Below are 14,776 nucleotides of genomic sequence, written 5' to 3'. Positions count from 1 at the left end.
TCAGCCGAGACCTGGCTCACCCGTCCACAACCTCCCGAGACAGAACAGCTAGCCCCCCGGCACCGGCTCCGTTCCAGCCCCTGGCCGTGACGCCCGCCTCGCAGGCCCCCTGCCGGGCGGGCGCCCCGGAGGCCCGTCCCTACGCGTGCCACCTGAGGCCCGCCCCTATGGGCAGGCCCGAAGCCCGCACGTACGGTGCCAGTCTTTTCGGACCGCACGGACAGGCCAAGGACCGACCCGCACGGGCCACCTGAGGCCCGCCCTATGGGCGGGTCCGAAGCCTGCACGGAACACGTGCAAGGCGCGGCCCGCACGGGCCGCCCAAAGCCCGGCCCTATGGGCAGGTCCGAAGCCCGTACGTACCGTACAAACCTCGGCCCGCGGGGACAGGCCCGAAGCCCCGCGGGGCCCACCAGGGGAGCCCGCCCGCACGGGCCTACGGTTCGCCGCCACTGGACGCGCGCAACCGCGCCCCGCGGACCTCAAGACGGCCCCCACGCGGCCGCCCACACCGCGGCCGCCGCGCAGCCGGGTGGCGAAGGCGACGCACCCGGCCCGGTCGCTACTCCTGCTTCTTGCGGCGCGTGCCGAAGACGATCTCGTCCCAGCTCGGGACCGCCGCCCGGCGGCCGGGGCGGACGCCGTCCGCTTCGGCCTGGCGGTCGGTGGTGCCCGTCAGGCGGTCGCGGTGACCGCTCACCGCGCGCGGCATCAGCACGTCCGCGTACGCCGAGCCGGCGCCCGCCGAAGCCGCCGGGGCCGGGGGTTCCTCCGCGTCCGGTTCCTGGGCGGGTTCGGGCGCCGGGGGTTCGGCCGCCGGGCGCTCGGGGACGACCATGTCGCCGCGGAAGCTCGGTACCGCCTCCAACAGGCTGGTCAGCGAGTCGCGCTCGGGCTCCTCCGGCTCCGGCGCCGGGACGGGTGCCGGGCGCTCGATCTGCCGGTCCAGGGCACGGTCCAGCGGCCGGTCGCGTGGGAGGCGTGCGATGCGCGGGACGAACGGGAAGCTCGGCTCCTGGACGGCCACCGCGTCGTCGGTCTCGCCGATCAGCGCGCGCGCCTCGTCGTCCACGGCCTGGACCAGCCTGCGGGGCGGGTCGTAGGTCCAGCTCGCCGAGTGCACCTCACCCGCGACGCGGTAGACCAGCAGGACCTCCCACGTGCCGTCGTCGCGGCGCCAGGAGTCCCACACGACCGTGTCCTTGTCCGCGCCGCGCAGCACCAGCCGCTCCTGCACCGCCTCGCCCAGCTGCGGCCCGGTGTTCTCGCCGGGCCGGCGTACGGGGGTCTTCCGGGCCCGCTCGGCCATGAAGGCGCGTTCCGCGAGGACGGGGCCCTCGAAGCGGCGTACGCGCTCGACGGGGATGCCGGCGAGCTGGGCGACCTCTTCGGCGGAGGCACCCGCGCGTATACGCGCCTGGATGTCACGGGGCCGGAGATGGCTCTCCACCTCGATCTCGATCTGGCCGAGGCGGGCACGATCGTTGCGTACGGCGGCGCGCAGCCGTTCGTCGATCGGAAGCGTGTACTCCGTGTTGTCAGCAGCCTTCAGCACCAGTCGTGTGCCGTCGTTGGAGACGGCCACGACACGCAGTTCGGGCATGGGGACCTCCCGGGTGGTGCCTGCCGACGTCACCTGCGTCGCTGCTTCCGCTAGTCGAGTGTGGCCTGCCCGGGTGCAGCCTGCCACAACCTTGCCGAGTTGCCCGGCGTGTCGGGCATGGGCCCTGGAACGCCGTTATGGCACGGTTACCTATTTGCCACGCAGGGTGACCGGTGTGGTCACTCTGTGCAGCAGGTGGCCGTGCGGTGCTGCGGCGCCGCCGGAACGAGTGCCGCTTTCGGCCCCCTCCCGTTGGTCCCGGACACCCGAAAGGGATCGGGGCCCAGGGCTCGCCACAGTACTCCATTCGGGCCACCTGGGTGGACCGGCGCGCCGCCGAAGTTCTCCCCCCGTACGGCAGTTGAGTCCCCCTGACCGGTCGTCACGCGTGGTGTTCTTCACGGAATCCGCAGAAATGGAACTTTTCGCTTCGCTCAAAGGCCCCTTCTCCTTGCATGCTAGGACGGATGGGTGAACCGAGGACGGAAATGGATGACAAGGTGCACACGCGTAATACCGGTATAAACGGGGTAGAGAGGAAGGCGCCGGAGAAGCGGAAGCGGCTCGACCTGAACGCTGCCCAGGTGGCGGGCAGCGCGGTCGCGGCTGTCGTGGCCGCCAAACTGGCCTCCAAGATGGGCGTGTACGGCACGGTCCTCGGGGCGGGTGTGATCAGCGTCATCGCCACCTGCGGCGGATCGGTCTTCCAGCACCTGTTCAGGAGCACGGGGGAGCGGGTACGCGGGGTCACGGTGCAGGCGGCGGCCCGTCCGAAGGCCCGTCAGGCGCCGCAAGGTGTCCGCCTGTCCGCACCCGCCCACCCGCCGGCCGGCGCTGACAGCGGCCCCGGCAGCGGCGCCGACGGCGGCGCCGACGGCGACGCTGGCGAGTTCGGCGGGGCCACGACGTACGGCACCCGCGTCCGCGGCTGGAAGCGTTCGGCGATCGCGGCGGCGCTGGTCTTCGGCGTGGCCATGGCGGGCATCACCGTGTACGAGCTGATATCCGGTCAGGACTTCAGCGGCGGCAAGGGGACGACCATCAGCACGGTCGTACGCGGCGGCGACTCCGCGCCCCGGCCGTCCACCCCACCCCCCGCCCACCCGGACCAGCGGCAGCACCGGCCGGAGCGGACGCCGACACCGAGCGCCCCAGGGACCGGACAGGACGGAACCGCCGGTACCCCGACGCCCACGCCCGCCCCCACTAGCCCCACGCCGGTACCGACCCCCACTCCCACGCCAACGCCGACCCCCACGCCGACCCCGACCCCGACCCCCACTCCGACACCGTCCCCGGACGACGCTCCGGCCGAGTGAGCCGAGACGGGGCGGGCGGTCAGACGCCCAGCACCCGCCGCAGGTAGTCGTTGCCGAACACCCGCTCCGGGTCCAGGCGGTCACGCAGCGCGGTGAACTCGCCGAACCGCGGATAGACCTCCGCGAAGTACGCGGCGTCCCGCGTGTGCAGCTTGCCCCAGTGCGGCCGCCCGCCGTGCGCCGTCATGATCCGCTCGGCCGCCGTGAAGTACGACCGGTACGGCGTGCCCTTGTACATGTGCACCGCGATGTACGCGCTGTCCCGGCCCGACGCCGTCGAGAGCGTGATGTCGTCCGCGGGCGCCGTCCGGACCTCCACCGGGAAGCTGACGCGCAGCGGCGACCGGTCGACCATCGCCTTCAGCTCGCGCAGCGCGGCGACGGCGGCCTCCCTCGGAAGCGCGTATTCCATCTCCAGGAACCGCACCCGGCGCGGGCTTGTGAAGACCTTGTAGGGAATGTCCGTGTACGTACGCGCGGACAGGGCACGGCTGGAGACCTTGGCGATCGCGGGGACGGACGCCGGCACCGCCCGGCCGATCGAGTTCACCACCTGGAAGAGCCCGTTGGAGAGGAACTCGTCCTCGATCCAGCCGCTGATCCGCCCGGGCGGGGCGGCCGGGCCCGCGCTGCGGTTGTTGCGCTTGGTGCTGCAGTTGCCGGTGTGCGGGAACCAGTAGAACTCGAAGTGCTCGTTCTCCGCGTGCAGCGCGTCGAACTCCGAGGTCACCCGGTCGAAGGTCATCGGCTCCTCACGCGCGGTGAGCAGAAAGATCGGCTCCACGGCGAAGGTGATGGCCGAGACGACCCCCAGCGCACCCAGCCCGATCCGGGCGGCCGCGAAGACCTCCGGGTTCTCCTTCTCCGAGCAGGTCAGCACCCGCCCGTCCGCCGTGACCAGTTCCAGTTCCCTGATCTGCGCGGCGATGGACGCCGAGTCACGGCCGGTGCCGTGCGTACCGGTGCTGGTGGCGCCCGCGACGGTCTGCTCCATGATGTCGCCCATGTTCGTGAGCGAAAGGCCCTCCCGCGCGAGAGCCGCGTTCAGCCGCTTCAGGGGGGTGCCGGATTCCACCGTCACGGTCAGCTCGCGGCGGTCGATCCGCCGGATGCCGGTCAGCAGGTCCGGGCGGATCAGCACGCCGTCGGTGGCGGCGATGGACGTGAACGAGTGACCCGTACCGACCGTCTTGACCCGCAGGCCCTCCTCGGCGGCGCCGCGCACCGTGTCCGCCAGCTCCTGGACCGAGGCGGGACGGGCCTCCCGTACGGGCCTGGCGGCCACGTTGCCCGCCCAGTTACGCCACGTGCTGCTGCTCCGGCTCTTCCGGGTCCTGCTCGCGCTGCTCACGCTGCCCCTGCCCCTCCCGCGTCGGCACCGGCTTGCTGCGCAGCCGGCGGTACCCCAGGAACGCCACCACGGCCGCGAGCACTCCCGCGATGCCGGGCACCGCGTACCCCGCGGCCGCCCCGTGCGCGTCGACCACCCAGCCGGCGGCCGAGGAGCCGAGCGCCACGCCGACCGCGAGCCCGGTACCCGTCCAGGACATGCCCTCGGTCAGTTTGGTGCGCGGTACGTGGGCCTCGACGAGGGCCATGGTCGTCACCATCGTCGGCGCGATGGCAAGGCCCGCGACAAAGAGCGCCACGGCCAGGAACGGCAGGTTCCCGGCCAGTTGGAGGGGGATCATACTCACGGCCATCGCGCAGACCCCCAGAACCCACCTGCGGGACGGCTCGCCCTTGAGGTGCAGCAGCCCGAAGACCGCACCCGCCAGGCACGAGCCGAGCGCGTACACCGCCAGCACCAGGCTGGCCGCGGCCTTGTGGCCCTCCTCCTCGGCGAACGCCACCGTCACCACGTCCACCGCGCCGAAGATCGCGCCGGTGGCGACGAACGCGGCCACCAGCACCTGAAGGCCGGGGGAGCGCAGCGCCGAGCCGCCGGTGTGCTGCTCGATCGGGTGCGGCTTCGGCTCGGTGGCCCGCTGCGCGGTCAGCCACCACACACCGACCGCCAGGAAGATCGCCGCCAGCAGCGGGCCCGCCTCCGGGAACCAGACGGTCGACAGCCCGATCGAGACGATCGGGCCGAAGATGAAGCACACCTCGTCGATGATCGACTCGAAGGAGTACGCGGTGTGCAGCTCGCGCGGCGACCCCTGGTAGATCGTCGCCCAGCGGGCGCGGGTCATCGCACCGATGCTCGGCACACAGCCGGCGGCGGCCGAGAAGACGAACAGCGTCCACTCCGGCCATCCCTGCTGCGCGCATATCAGCAGGCCCGCCACAGCCACGACCGTGATCAGCGTGGCCGGGCGCAGTACCCGTCGCTGGCCGTACCGGTCGACGAGGCGGGAGACCTGCGGACCGAGGACGGCGGCGGAGACGGCGAGCGTCGCGGAGAGCGCGCCCGCAAGCCCGTAGCGGCCGGTGAGCTGGGAGATCATCGTGACGATGCCGATGCCCATCATGGCCAGTGGCATCCGGCCGAAGAAGCCTGCGGCGGAGAACCCGACGGTGCCGGGGGCGGAGAAGATCGCGCGGTAGGGACTGGGCAAGGGGCACTCCGGCCGGTAAGGCGTGAAACGTACAGGCGTGAACCGTGACGGCACGTAAGGCGTATGGGCAGCCTTCACAGGTTACGTCCGAACGGGTGACAGTGCACGGCGGTTTTCCGGCTGTCGGACCCGGGTGGCAGGATCGATCCCATGTCCGATGCCATGGCCGATCCCGTGTCCGACCCCGCGTCCGATCAGCGCGATCCCGCCCCGTACGACGCCCTGCTGCTGCTCTCCTTCGGCGGCCCGGAGGGCCCCGACGACGTGGTCCCGTTCCTGGAGAACGTGACCCGAGGCCGGGGCATCCCCAAGGAACGCCTCAAGGAAGTCGGGCAGCACTACTTCCTCTTCGGCGGCGTCAGCCCGATCAACGACCAGAACCGCGCGCTGCTCGCCGCCCTGCGCAAGGACTTCGCGGACGCGGGCCTGGACCTGCCCGTGTACTGGGGAAACCGGAACTGGGCGCCGTACCTCACGGACACGCTGCGTGAGGTGGTCGCCGACGGCCACCGCCATATCGCGGTCCTCGCCACCAGCGCGTACGCCTCGTACTCCGGCTGCCGCCAGTACCGGGAGAACCTGGCCGACGCCCTCGCCACGCTGGAGGCGGAGGGGCTGCCGCGGCCCCGGGTCGACAAGCTGCGGCACTACTTCAACCACCCCGGGTTCGTCCGGCCCATGGTCGACGGCGTCCTGAAGTCGCTGGCCGAGCTCGACGAGTCCGTCCGCGCGGGCGCCCACCTCGCCTTCACCACGCACTCCATCCCGACCTCCGCCGCCGACACCTCCGGCCCGGTCGAGGAGCACGGCGAGGGCGGCGCGTACGTCAGGCAACACCTGGACGTCGCCCGGCTCATCGCGGATGCCGTACGGGACCAGACGGGCCTCGAGCACCCCTGGGAGCTCGTCTACCAGTCCCGCAGCGGCGCCCCGCACATCCCGTGGCTGGAGCCGGACATCTGCGACCACCTGGAGGCCCTGCACGGCGCCGGGGCCCCGGCCGTCGTGATGGTCCCCATCGGGTTCGTCTCGGACCACATGGAGGTCCTGTACGACCTGGACACGGAGGCCACCGCCAAGGCCGCCGAGCTGGGCCTGCCGGTGCGCAGGTCGGCCACCGTGGGCGACGACCCGCGCTTCGCGGCCGCCGTCCGCGACCTGGTCCTCGAGCGCGCGGCGGCCGAGCGGGGGACAGTGGTGGAGCGCTGCGCCCTCGGCGCCCTCGGCGCGTCGCACGACCTGTGCCCGATCGGCTGCTGCCCGGCCCGCACCGAGCGGCCCGCGGCGGCCGGCGCCGACAGCCCGTACGCGTAAGGAGACGCTGTGACCGACCCGCGTGACCCGCTCCTGACCGAACTCCTGGAACTGGCCCTGGAGGCAGGGCGCCGGGCCGGTGCGCTGCTGCGCGACGGCCGCCCGGCCGACCTCGGCGTCCAGTCCACCAAGTCGAGCCCCATCGACATCGTCACCGAGATGGACATCGCCGCCGAGAAGCTGATCACCGCCTTCCTCGCCGAGCACCGCCCCGACGACGGTCTCCTCGGCGAGGAGGGGGCCGCCACGGAGGGCGTCAGCGGTGTCCGCTGGGTTGTCGACCCGCTGGACGGCACGGTCAACTACCTGTACGGCCTGCCGACGTGGGCCGTGTCGATCGCCGCCGAGCGGGACGGCGAGGCCGTCGTCGGGGTCGTCGAGGCCCCGATGCGCGGTGAGACGTTCCGCGCGGTGCTGGGCGGCGGCGCGTTCATGAACGACCGGCCCATCCGCTGCCGCCCCGCCCCGCCGCTGGACCAGGCCCTGGTCTCCACCGGCTTCAACTACGTGGCCGAGGTCCGCGCCCACCAGGCGGACGTGGCGCAGCGCCTGATCCCCAGGCTGCGCGACATCCGCCGCAGCGGCTCCGCCGCGGTCGACCTCTGCGACGTCGCCGCGGGCCGCCTGGACGGGTACTACGAGCGCGGGCTCAGCCCCTGGGACATGGCGGCCGGCGCCCTGATCGCCCGTGAGGCCGGCGCGCTTACGGGCGGCCGCCCCGGCACGCCGCCGTCGCGCGACCTGACCGTGGCGGCGCCGGCCGGGGTCTTCGAACCGCTCCAGGCCCTTCTGGAGGACTTCGGCGCCTGGCACGACTGACCGGCAGGACCCCGGGGGAACGGGGCCGGCCCCGCCCGGGCACACCGTCCCCGGGACCAGGCATCCCGGGCCCGGGCGTGTCCGGCCCTCCGCCCTCGGCCTGACTCCGGTCCCGTACGGGCCGCACGGCGTCCGCGCCGGGGGACGACCGGTGCCGGGCCCGACACACGAAGGGCCCGCGGCCTCCCGCAGGGATCTGCAGGAAGACCGGGGCCCGCGCGCCGTTCAGGTCAGGCGTTCGCGGTGATCTCCACGCCGTGTTCCGCCGCGAGGCGGTGCAGGTCGTCGAGCTCCGCCTGCTCGACGTCGGCCAGGAAGTCGTCTCCCGTCTCGCGAGCCCGTGTGAGGTCGGTCTCCGTGGCCCTTATGCGCTGCAGCAGTCCTGCGGTGAAAGCGTCCATCGTGCGCCCCCTCGTCATGGGTCGGTGGCACGGGGGTGTGCCGAGGGTTGTCGGTCGATCACGCACTGCACATCTGGAGGCAGAGCGGTTTGTGGCGCGCCACATACGGGGCGTGATCTCGGGTGTGCAGTCGTCCTCCCCAGAGGCTTCCTCACGGAAACCTCAACTCGTCCGTGAATTCGGTTGATTCCCGTATCGCCTCACGGGACTCCCATTGGTGGCCGCCGGTGGCCCCAGGTCGCCTTACCGCCGGTTTACGCGCGTAAGGGGCAGGATGGATACGCACAGTCAGTGCGAAAGACCTGCCCGGAACCGGGCTCGGAGGAAGGAACAACGCCGTGCGCGTACTCGTCGTCGAGGACGAGCAATTGCTCGCCGATGCGGTGGCCACCGGACTGCGCCGGGAGGCCATGGCCGTCGACGTCGTGTACGACGGGGCGGCCGCTCTGGAGCGCATCGGGGTCAACGACTACGACGTGGTCGTCCTCGACCGCGACCTGCCGCTCGTCCACGGGGACGACGTCTGCCGCAAGGTCGTCGACCTGGGCATGCCGACCCGCGTCCTGATGCTCACCGCCTCCGGCGATGTCAGCGACCGCGTGGAGGGCCTGGAGATCGGCGCCGACGACTACCTGCCCAAGCCCTTCGCCTTCAGCGAGCTCACCGCCCGCGTGCGGGCGCTGGGCCGGCGTACGACGGTCCCGCTGCCGCCCGTCCTCGAACGGGCCGGGATCAAGCTCGACCCCAACCGCCGCGAGGTCTTCCGGGACGGCAAGGAGATCCAGCTGGCGCCCAAGGAGTTCGCCGTCCTGGAGGTCCTGATGCGCAGCGAGGGCGCCGTCGTCTCGGCCGAGCAGCTGCTGGAGAAGGCCTGGGACGAGAACACCGACCCGTTCACCAACGTCGTACGCGTCACCGTGATGACCCTGCGCCGCAAGCTCGGCGAACCGCCGGTGATCGTCACCGTGCCGGGCTCCGGCTACCGGATCTGACCCGTGGCCGCCACGCCCGCGCCACCACAGGCGCCCCCGAAGCCGACCTGGGACCCCAGGGAGCCCGTGCGCCCCTGGCTGCGCCCGACGATCCGCATACGGCTCACGCTGCTGTACGGCGGGATGTTCCTGATCGCCGGCATCCTGCTGCTGTCGATCATCTACCTGCTGGCCGCCCAGGCCCTCCACATCGGCAGCGAGCTGCCGTTCAAGATCGTGGACGGCCAGGTGACGAGCAACGTCTGCAACTTCCCGGAGCGGGCGGCGCCCGACGAGTTCAACCGGGCGATGAACGCCTGCGTCAACGAACAGCGCCAGCACGCCCTGGACGACCTGCTGCGCCGGTCGCTGTTCGCGCTGCTGGGCCTGAGCGTCATCGCCTTCGCCTTCGGTTACGCGATGGCGGGCCGGGTCCTGTCCCCGCTGGGCCGGATCACCCGTACCGCCCGCAACGTGGCCGGCACGGACCTCTCCCGCCGGATCGAGCTGGACGGCCCGGACGACGAGCTCAAGGAGCTCGCGGACACCTTCGACGACATGCTGGACCGGCTGGAGCGGGCCTTCACCGCCCAGCAGCGGTTCGTCGCCAACGCCTCGCACGAGCTGCGTACGCCGCTGGCGATCAACCGCACACTGCTGGAGGTGCACCTCTCGGACCCTGGAGCGCCCGTCGAGCTCCAGCAGCTGGGCAGGACGCTGCTGGCCACCAATGAGCGCAGCGAGCAGCTGGTGGAGGGCCTGCTGCTGCTGGCCCGCAGCGACAACGAGATCGTGGAGCGCAAGCCGGTGGATCTCGCCGAGGTCGCCTCACGGGCCATCGACCAGACCCGGGCCGAGGCCGAGGCGAAGGGCGTGGAGATCCGTGGCGAGCGGGCCCCCGCCGTCGTGCAGGGCAATGGCGTCCTGCTGGAGCGGATCGCCCTGAACCTGGTGCAGAACGCCGTTCGCTACAACGTGGACGGGGGCTGGGTGGACGTCACCACCGAGACGCAGGCGGGTCAGGCGGTGCTGGTGGTGTCGAACACGGGGCCGGTGGTTCCGGCGTACGAGATCGACAACCTCTTCGAGCCGTTCCGGCGGCTGCGGCAGGAGCGCACCGGCAGCGACAAGGGCGTCGGACTGGGTCTGTCGATCGCCCGCTCGGTCGCGCGGGCCCACGGGGGCCGTATCATCGCGGAGCCCCGTGAGGGCGGCGGCCTCGTCATGCGTGTCACGCTTCCGTTGTGACACGCCGGTCGAGCTGTCAATGGTGTTCGCTTTGCGCGGAATTTTCGTGACCTGTTCCCGGGAGTTCCGTGTGTGATCGATCACAAGAGACCTTTTCCGGCCATCTACTCTCCGTGATCAAGAATTCCCCCGGAAAACCAGGAAAAGTCCGGGTTTCCAGGGGGTGGGATTACGGGAAGTACACGGGGTGGCGCCTGCTGGGCGCGGCCTCTGGACCGTGTACGGTCCCGTTCGCCATCCAAACCCGATCACTCTCGAGGGGTCCGGTTGGGTGTCGATTGAGTAACAGACCTTGATGTGAGGCAAAATCTCCGCCTCAGGTCGGGCACAAGTCCGGCCTCTCACGCGTTACGTGCGCTGGAGACACCGCAACCACCCAGAGGGGGAGAGCGACATGGCAACGGATTACGACACCCCACGCAAGACCGACGACGACGTCGACTCGGACAGCCTTGAAGAACTGAAGGCCCGGCGCAACGACAAGTCGACCTCGACCGTCGACGTCGACGAGTTCGAAGCGGCCGAGGGCCTGGAACTGCCCGGCGCGGACCTCTCGAACGAGGAGCTGGCCGTCCGGGTGCTGCCCAAGCAGGCGGACGAGTTCACCTGCATGAGCTGCTTCCTGGTCCACCACCGCAGCCAGCTGGCCCGCGAGAAGAACGGCCAGCCGATCTGCCGAGACTGCGACTGAGGTCCGTCGGCCGTGGCAGGCGACACCCCGTCTCGGAAGCGACGCTTCCGGCTCCATAGGAAGCCGGAGGCGTACCAGGGCGGCACAGACCCGGCACCAGGCGCTCACGACGCGCCCGCCGAGCACTCCGCCCTCCTGCCCTCCCCCGGCGCGCGTGACGACGAGCGAGGCCCTTCGGCCTCGCTCGAGGCGGCCGGAAGGGCGGGGACGCCGGCCGACCGGACCACGACGTCCGCTACGCCGGTCAAGGCGCGGCGCCTGGACGCTGTCAGGCGTGGCGTCGCCAGGAGCCGCGAGGGCGCCAGGGCGGGCCTCGCCCATCTCGCCGACCGGCTCATCGAGAACGCCCCGCGCGTACCCGTCCGGGACCTGGCCACCTTGCGCAGGCAGTTCCCGGGCCTCGGGCCCGAGCAGCTCGCGGACAAGCTGATCGCGGGCGCGGCCAACGCCACCTCCACCGTGGGCGCCGGCGTCGGCGCGGCCGCCATGATGCCCGTACCGCCCGCGATGCCGGCCGAACTGGCCGCCGAGATCACGGGCGTCGCGGCGATCGAGCTGAAGCTGATCGCCGAACTCCACGAGGTCTACGGACAGCGGCCCCCGGGCACCCTCAAAGAACGGGCGACGGCGTACCTGACCTCCTGGACGGAGGAGCGGGGCATCGACGTCACCAAGCCCGCCACCATCAACGCGGCCCTCGGTGGCCGCATGAAGCGCGAACTGCGCCAGCGGATCATGAAGCGCATGGTGCGCAACCTGCCGAACCTGATGCCGTTCATGGTCGGAGCGGCCGTCGGCGCCGTCATGAACCGGCGCGACACCAAGAACCTCGCCGAGCGCATCCGCAAGGACCTCCGCAGCCGCCAGGTGCCCTGGGAGGCCCTTCCCCAGCTGCCCCCGCTGGACCAGCCGGAGCACCCCAAGGAACTCGGTTTCTAGGCCCCTCCCAGGGGCCCTGCTCTAGGCCTGTGCCCGTACGCTCGTCAGCGCCGCGGCCAGCGCCTCCGGGGCACGGCTGGACAGGTACACGTACGGCGTCGGATCGGCCGGGTCCGTGACCTCGACGCGCACCGCCGCCGGGATGTAGCCGCGCATCAGCATGAACGCGCGCGCGTCCGCCTTGTGCGTACGCCAGGCGCGCGCCTCCTCGGCGTCCAGCACCTCCGGCTCGCCCAGCGCCGACACCGGGATGCGGGCGTCCCCGGCGACCAGCGAGCCCGCCACCACCCGGATGCGGGCGGAGCCGTACGAACTGACGCCCATCGCCGCCAGCGCGCCCGCGATGATCACGCCGCCCAGCATGGGCAGGGTGCCCAGCGGCAGCATGATCAGTCCGCCCGAGACGCCCACCAGGGCGGCCAGCAGCCACCAGGAGCGGGGAACGGTCAGACGTTCGTCGTACTGCGGGGCGGAAGCGGGGGCGGAGGCCGGGACGGAAGCCGCTGCGTCAGGCTGCATACACCCAAGCTTGGCACGGCGCGACCGGTGGTCCGCAGCGCGGGTAAGGTCTCCCGCTGTGAGCACTGCACTGACGCCCCCGGCCGAGGCCATACCGCCGGTACGGCACCCTGACGCGCCCGCCCCCGGCGAGCTCCTGGGCGCCCATTACGAGCACTGCTTCGGCTGCGGCGGTGGACAGCCCCATGGGCTGCACCTGGAGGCCAGGGCCGGCGAGGGCGTGACCATCACGGCCGAGTTCACGGTGACGACCGACCACCAGGGTGCTCCGGGCCTGGCCCACGGCGGCATCCTCGCCACCGCGCTCGACGAGACGCTGGGCTCGCTGAACTGGCTGCTGCGCGTCATCGCGGTGACCGGCCGGCTGGAGACCGACTTCGTGCGCCCGGTGCCCGTCGGCACGGTGCTGCACCTCCAGGCCCAGGTCACCGCCGTACACGGCCGGAAGATCTACTGCACGGCGACGGGCAGGATCGGCGGCCCCGAGGGGCCCGTGGCGGTCCGCGCCGACGCCCTCTTCATCGAGGTCAAGGTCGATCACTTCATCGACAACGGCCGCCCGGAGGAGATCCAGGCGGCGATGGCCGACCCCGACCAGGTCCGGCGCGCCCGCGCCTTCGAGGTGAACCCCTGATGCGTAACCCTGTCGACGTCCTGATCCGCCGCGTGGACCCGGAGGTGCCGATCCCGTCGTACGGGCACCCGGGTGACGCGGGCGCCGATCTCGTCACCACCGAGGCCGCCGAACTGGCCCCCGGCGAGCGCGCGATCCTGCCCACCGGGGTGTCCATCGCGCTGCCCGACGGGTACGCGGCCTTCGTGCACCCGCGTTCGGGGCTCGCAGCTCGCTGCGGAGTGGCCCTCGTGAATGCCCCAGGGACGGTGGATGCCGGGTACCGTGGGGAGATCAAGGTGATCGTGGTCAACCTGGACCCGCGCGAGAGCGTGCGGTTCGAACGGTTCGACCGGATCGCCCAACTGGTCGTTCAGCAAGTCGAGAAGGTCCGTTTCCACGAGGTGGCGGAGCTTCCCGGCTCGGCGCGGGCCGAGGGGGGCTTCGGGTCCACCGGCGGTCATGCCGCCACGGAGGGCTGGACGGGTGGGAATCGATACGCTTCGGTCGTATCCGACCGGGAAGGACAGTGACGTGTTCGGACGTCGCAAGAAGAGCGGTGCCGCTGCCGACGCAGCGGGCGAGGCCGAGCAGGTCGTCGACGAGGTCGGCACTGACGACGCGGCGGACAGCGAGCCGCGCCGGGTGAACCTTCCGCCGGCGCCCCGGCCCGACGGTCCCTGGGACGTCTCAGAGGTCTCCAGGCCCGAAGAGGGCCGGGTCGACCTGGGCGGCATGTTCGTGCCCGGAATCGAGGGCATGGAGCTGCGCGTGGAGGTCGCGGGCGACGCGATCGTCGCGGCGACGGTGGTACTGCGCGACAGCGCCATCCAGCTGCAGGCGTTCGCCGCCCCCAAGAAGGAGGGCATCTGGGGCGAGGTCCGCGAGGAGATCGCCTCCGGCATCACCCAGCAGGGCGGTGTCATCGACGAGGTCGAGGGCCCGCTGGGCTGGGAGCTGCGGGCCCAGGTCCCGGTCAAGCTGCCGGACGGCACGGGCGGCGTGCAGCTGGTGCGCTTCGTCGGCGTGGACGGCCCCCGCTGGTTCCTGCGCGGGGTCATCTCCGGGCAGGGCGCGGTGCAGCCGGAGGCCGCGGGCCTGCTGGAGCAGATCTTCCGGGACACCGTCGTCGTACGGGGCGAGGGGCCGATGGCGCCGCGCGACCCGATCGTCCTGAAGCTGCCGAACGACGCGCAGATGGTGCCCGAGGGCGTGCAGCAGGAGGACCAGGAGACGTCGCGCTTCTCGGGCGGCATGGGTCAGCTGCAGCGGGGCCCGGAGATCACCGAGGTCCGCTGAGCCGTCGCCTCACCGCCACGGATGGTGGGCGGGCCGTATCCCGTACGACGGGGTGCGGCCCGCCGCGTTTTCCACAGGCCGTCGTCCACAGGCGTTGCGGCCCTTCTTCCGGCCCGCACATACTGAACGCGCACAGTGACGGGGGGAGAGCTGATGCGTGAGCAGCACATCGGTAAAGGCACCGCCACGGCCGCCGCCGAGGGCCGGGCGCCCATGGTCCGCGTGGAGAACGTGCACCGGGCGTACGGGACGGGGGCCGCCGCCGTCCACGCGCTGCGGGGCGTCTCCTTCAAGGGCCGCTCCGGCTCCGGTACTGCTGGAGCTGCGCCGCGACGGGCGCGGTTTCGTCTTCCAGGCGTCCGGACCGATCCCGATCCTGACCGCCGCCGAGAACGTCGGCGTACCGCTGCGGCTGCGCAAGGCCGATCCGCGCTCCGCCCGGGCACGCATCAGAATCCCGTCAAGACGCCCGGGAACCG

The 14,776-nt window shown here is 71.9% G+C and carries 15 protein-coding genes and 1 pseudogene; 11 read left to right on the top strand and 5 right to left on the bottom strand.

From position 1 onward, the window contains the following. Positions 1 to 562: 562 nt before the first annotated feature. A complete protein-coding gene (gene sepH / locus BKD26_RS24735; protein ID WP_084902149.1) occupies positions 563 to 1,603 on the bottom strand; it encodes a septation protein SepH in 1,041 nt (346 codons plus the stop codon). A 500-nt stretch (positions 1,604 to 2,103) separates the two neighbouring features. Here sepH and BKD26_RS39295 point away from each other — a divergent pair, with 500 nt between their 5' ends. Further along, complete coding sequence (locus BKD26_RS39295; RefSeq protein ID WP_241518812.1) at positions 2,104 to 2,922, top strand: hypothetical protein; 819 nt, start codon at positions 2,104 to 2,106, stop codon at positions 2,920 to 2,922. Between the two features lie 19 nt (positions 2,923 to 2,941). Here the strand turns inward: BKD26_RS39295 and BKD26_RS24725 are convergent, their stop codons facing one another. Together BKD26_RS24725 and BKD26_RS24720 are read right to left on the bottom strand one after the other, a co-directional pair. Further along, entirely contained in the window at positions 2,942 to 4,273 is a 1,332-nt protein-coding gene (locus tag BKD26_RS24725; protein ID WP_084902145.1) for a D-arabinono-1,4-lactone oxidase, read from the bottom strand. Beyond that, positions 4,221 to 5,483 carry an MFS transporter gene (locus BKD26_RS24720; RefSeq protein ID WP_084902142.1) on the bottom strand — a complete coding sequence of 421 codons (1,263 nt, stop codon included), beginning with the start codon at positions 5,481 to 5,483 and terminating at the stop codon, positions 4,221 to 4,223. Before BKD26_RS24720 ends, BKD26_RS24725 begins: the two co-directional genes overlap by 53 nt. A 150-nt stretch (positions 5,484 to 5,633) precedes the next feature. Between BKD26_RS24720 and BKD26_RS24715 the strand changes: the two genes are divergently transcribed. Together BKD26_RS24715 and BKD26_RS24710 are read left to right on the top strand one after the other, a co-directional pair. Continuing rightward, on the top strand, positions 5,634 to 6,797 hold the full coding sequence (locus BKD26_RS24715; RefSeq protein WP_241518811.1) for a ferrochelatase: 1,164 nt from the start codon (positions 5,634 to 5,636) through the stop codon (positions 6,795 to 6,797). Between the two features lie 9 nt (positions 6,798 to 6,806). Further along, positions 6,807 to 7,616, top strand: a complete 810-nt coding sequence (locus BKD26_RS24710) for an inositol monophosphatase family protein (RefSeq protein ID WP_084902139.1) — start codon at positions 6,807 to 6,809, stop codon at positions 7,614 to 7,616. A 230-nt stretch (positions 7,617 to 7,846) separates the two neighbouring features. On the opposite strand, the gene BKD26_RS40475 is transcribed toward BKD26_RS24710, so the two are convergent. Beyond that, the gene (locus BKD26_RS40475; RefSeq protein ID WP_179166677.1) at positions 7,847 to 8,017 is read right to left on the bottom strand and encodes a hypothetical protein; all 171 of its coding nucleotides are present in this window, start codon (positions 8,015 to 8,017) and stop codon (positions 7,847 to 7,849) included. A gap of 338 nt (positions 8,018 to 8,355) precedes the next feature. On the opposite strand from BKD26_RS40475, the gene BKD26_RS24705 reads away from it, so the two are divergent. The 4 genes from BKD26_RS24705 (at position 8,356) to BKD26_RS24690 (ending at position 11,866) form a co-directional block, all read left to right on the top strand. Further along, positions 8,356 to 9,009: a response regulator transcription factor gene (locus BKD26_RS24705; RefSeq protein ID WP_084902137.1), complete on the top strand. Its 654-nt coding sequence runs from the start codon at positions 8,356 to 8,358 to the stop codon at positions 9,007 to 9,009. Positions 9,010 to 9,012: 3 nt separating this feature from the next. After that, positions 9,013 to 10,236 carry an ATP-binding protein gene (locus BKD26_RS24700; protein ID WP_084902134.1) on the top strand — a complete coding sequence of 408 codons (1,224 nt, stop codon included), beginning with the start codon at positions 9,013 to 9,015 and terminating at the stop codon, positions 10,234 to 10,236. A 394-nt stretch (positions 10,237 to 10,630) separates the two neighbouring features. Continuing rightward, positions 10,631 to 10,927, top strand: coding sequence for a DUF4193 domain-containing protein (locus BKD26_RS24695; protein ID WP_003955561.1), 297 nt, complete (start codon positions 10,631 to 10,633; stop codon positions 10,925 to 10,927). 12 nt (positions 10,928 to 10,939) lie between these two features. Further along, positions 10,940 to 11,866, top strand: a complete 927-nt coding sequence (locus tag BKD26_RS24690; protein WP_084902132.1) for a hypothetical protein — start codon at positions 10,940 to 10,942, stop codon at positions 11,864 to 11,866. Between the two features lie 21 nt (positions 11,867 to 11,887). On the opposite strand, the gene BKD26_RS24685 is transcribed toward BKD26_RS24690, so the two are convergent. Then, positions 11,888 to 12,385, bottom strand: a complete 498-nt coding sequence (locus tag BKD26_RS24685; protein WP_084902129.1) for a DUF3093 domain-containing protein — start codon at positions 12,383 to 12,385, stop codon at positions 11,888 to 11,890. Positions 12,386 to 12,443: 58 nt separating this feature from the next. Here BKD26_RS24685 and BKD26_RS24680 point away from each other — a divergent pair, with 58 nt between their 5' ends. From BKD26_RS24680 to BKD26_RS41525, 4 genes and pseudogenes are all read left to right on the top strand, one after another. After that, positions 12,444 to 13,019 (top strand): PaaI family thioesterase, encoded by a 576-nt coding sequence (locus BKD26_RS24680; protein WP_084902127.1) that lies wholly within the window; start codon positions 12,444 to 12,446, stop codon positions 13,017 to 13,019. Continuing rightward, positions 13,019 to 13,531 carry a dUTP diphosphatase gene (dut, locus tag BKD26_RS24675; RefSeq protein ID WP_073755384.1) on the top strand — a complete coding sequence of 171 codons (513 nt, stop codon included), beginning with the start codon at positions 13,019 to 13,021 and terminating at the stop codon, positions 13,529 to 13,531. Before BKD26_RS24680 ends, dut begins: the two co-directional genes overlap by 1 nt. Position 13,532: 1 nt before the next feature. Then, positions 13,533 to 14,297: a DUF3710 domain-containing protein gene (locus BKD26_RS24670; RefSeq protein ID WP_084902124.1), complete on the top strand. Its 765-nt coding sequence runs from the start codon at positions 13,533 to 13,535 to the stop codon at positions 14,295 to 14,297. Positions 14,298 to 14,450: 153 nt separating this feature from the next. Further along, positions 14,451 to 14,730, top strand: a pseudogene (locus BKD26_RS41525) (ABC transporter ATP-binding protein); the annotation flags it as partial. Positions 14,731 to 14,776 lie beyond the last annotated feature (46 nt).

Origin of the sequence: Streptomyces sp. CB03238, from assembly GCF_002099185.1 — a bacterium.
GTDB lineage: Bacteria > Actinomycetota > Actinomycetes > Streptomycetales > Streptomycetaceae > Streptomyces.
Note: the sequence above shows the minus strand (reverse complement) of the source record. Positions and strands in the feature narration are given on the sequence as shown.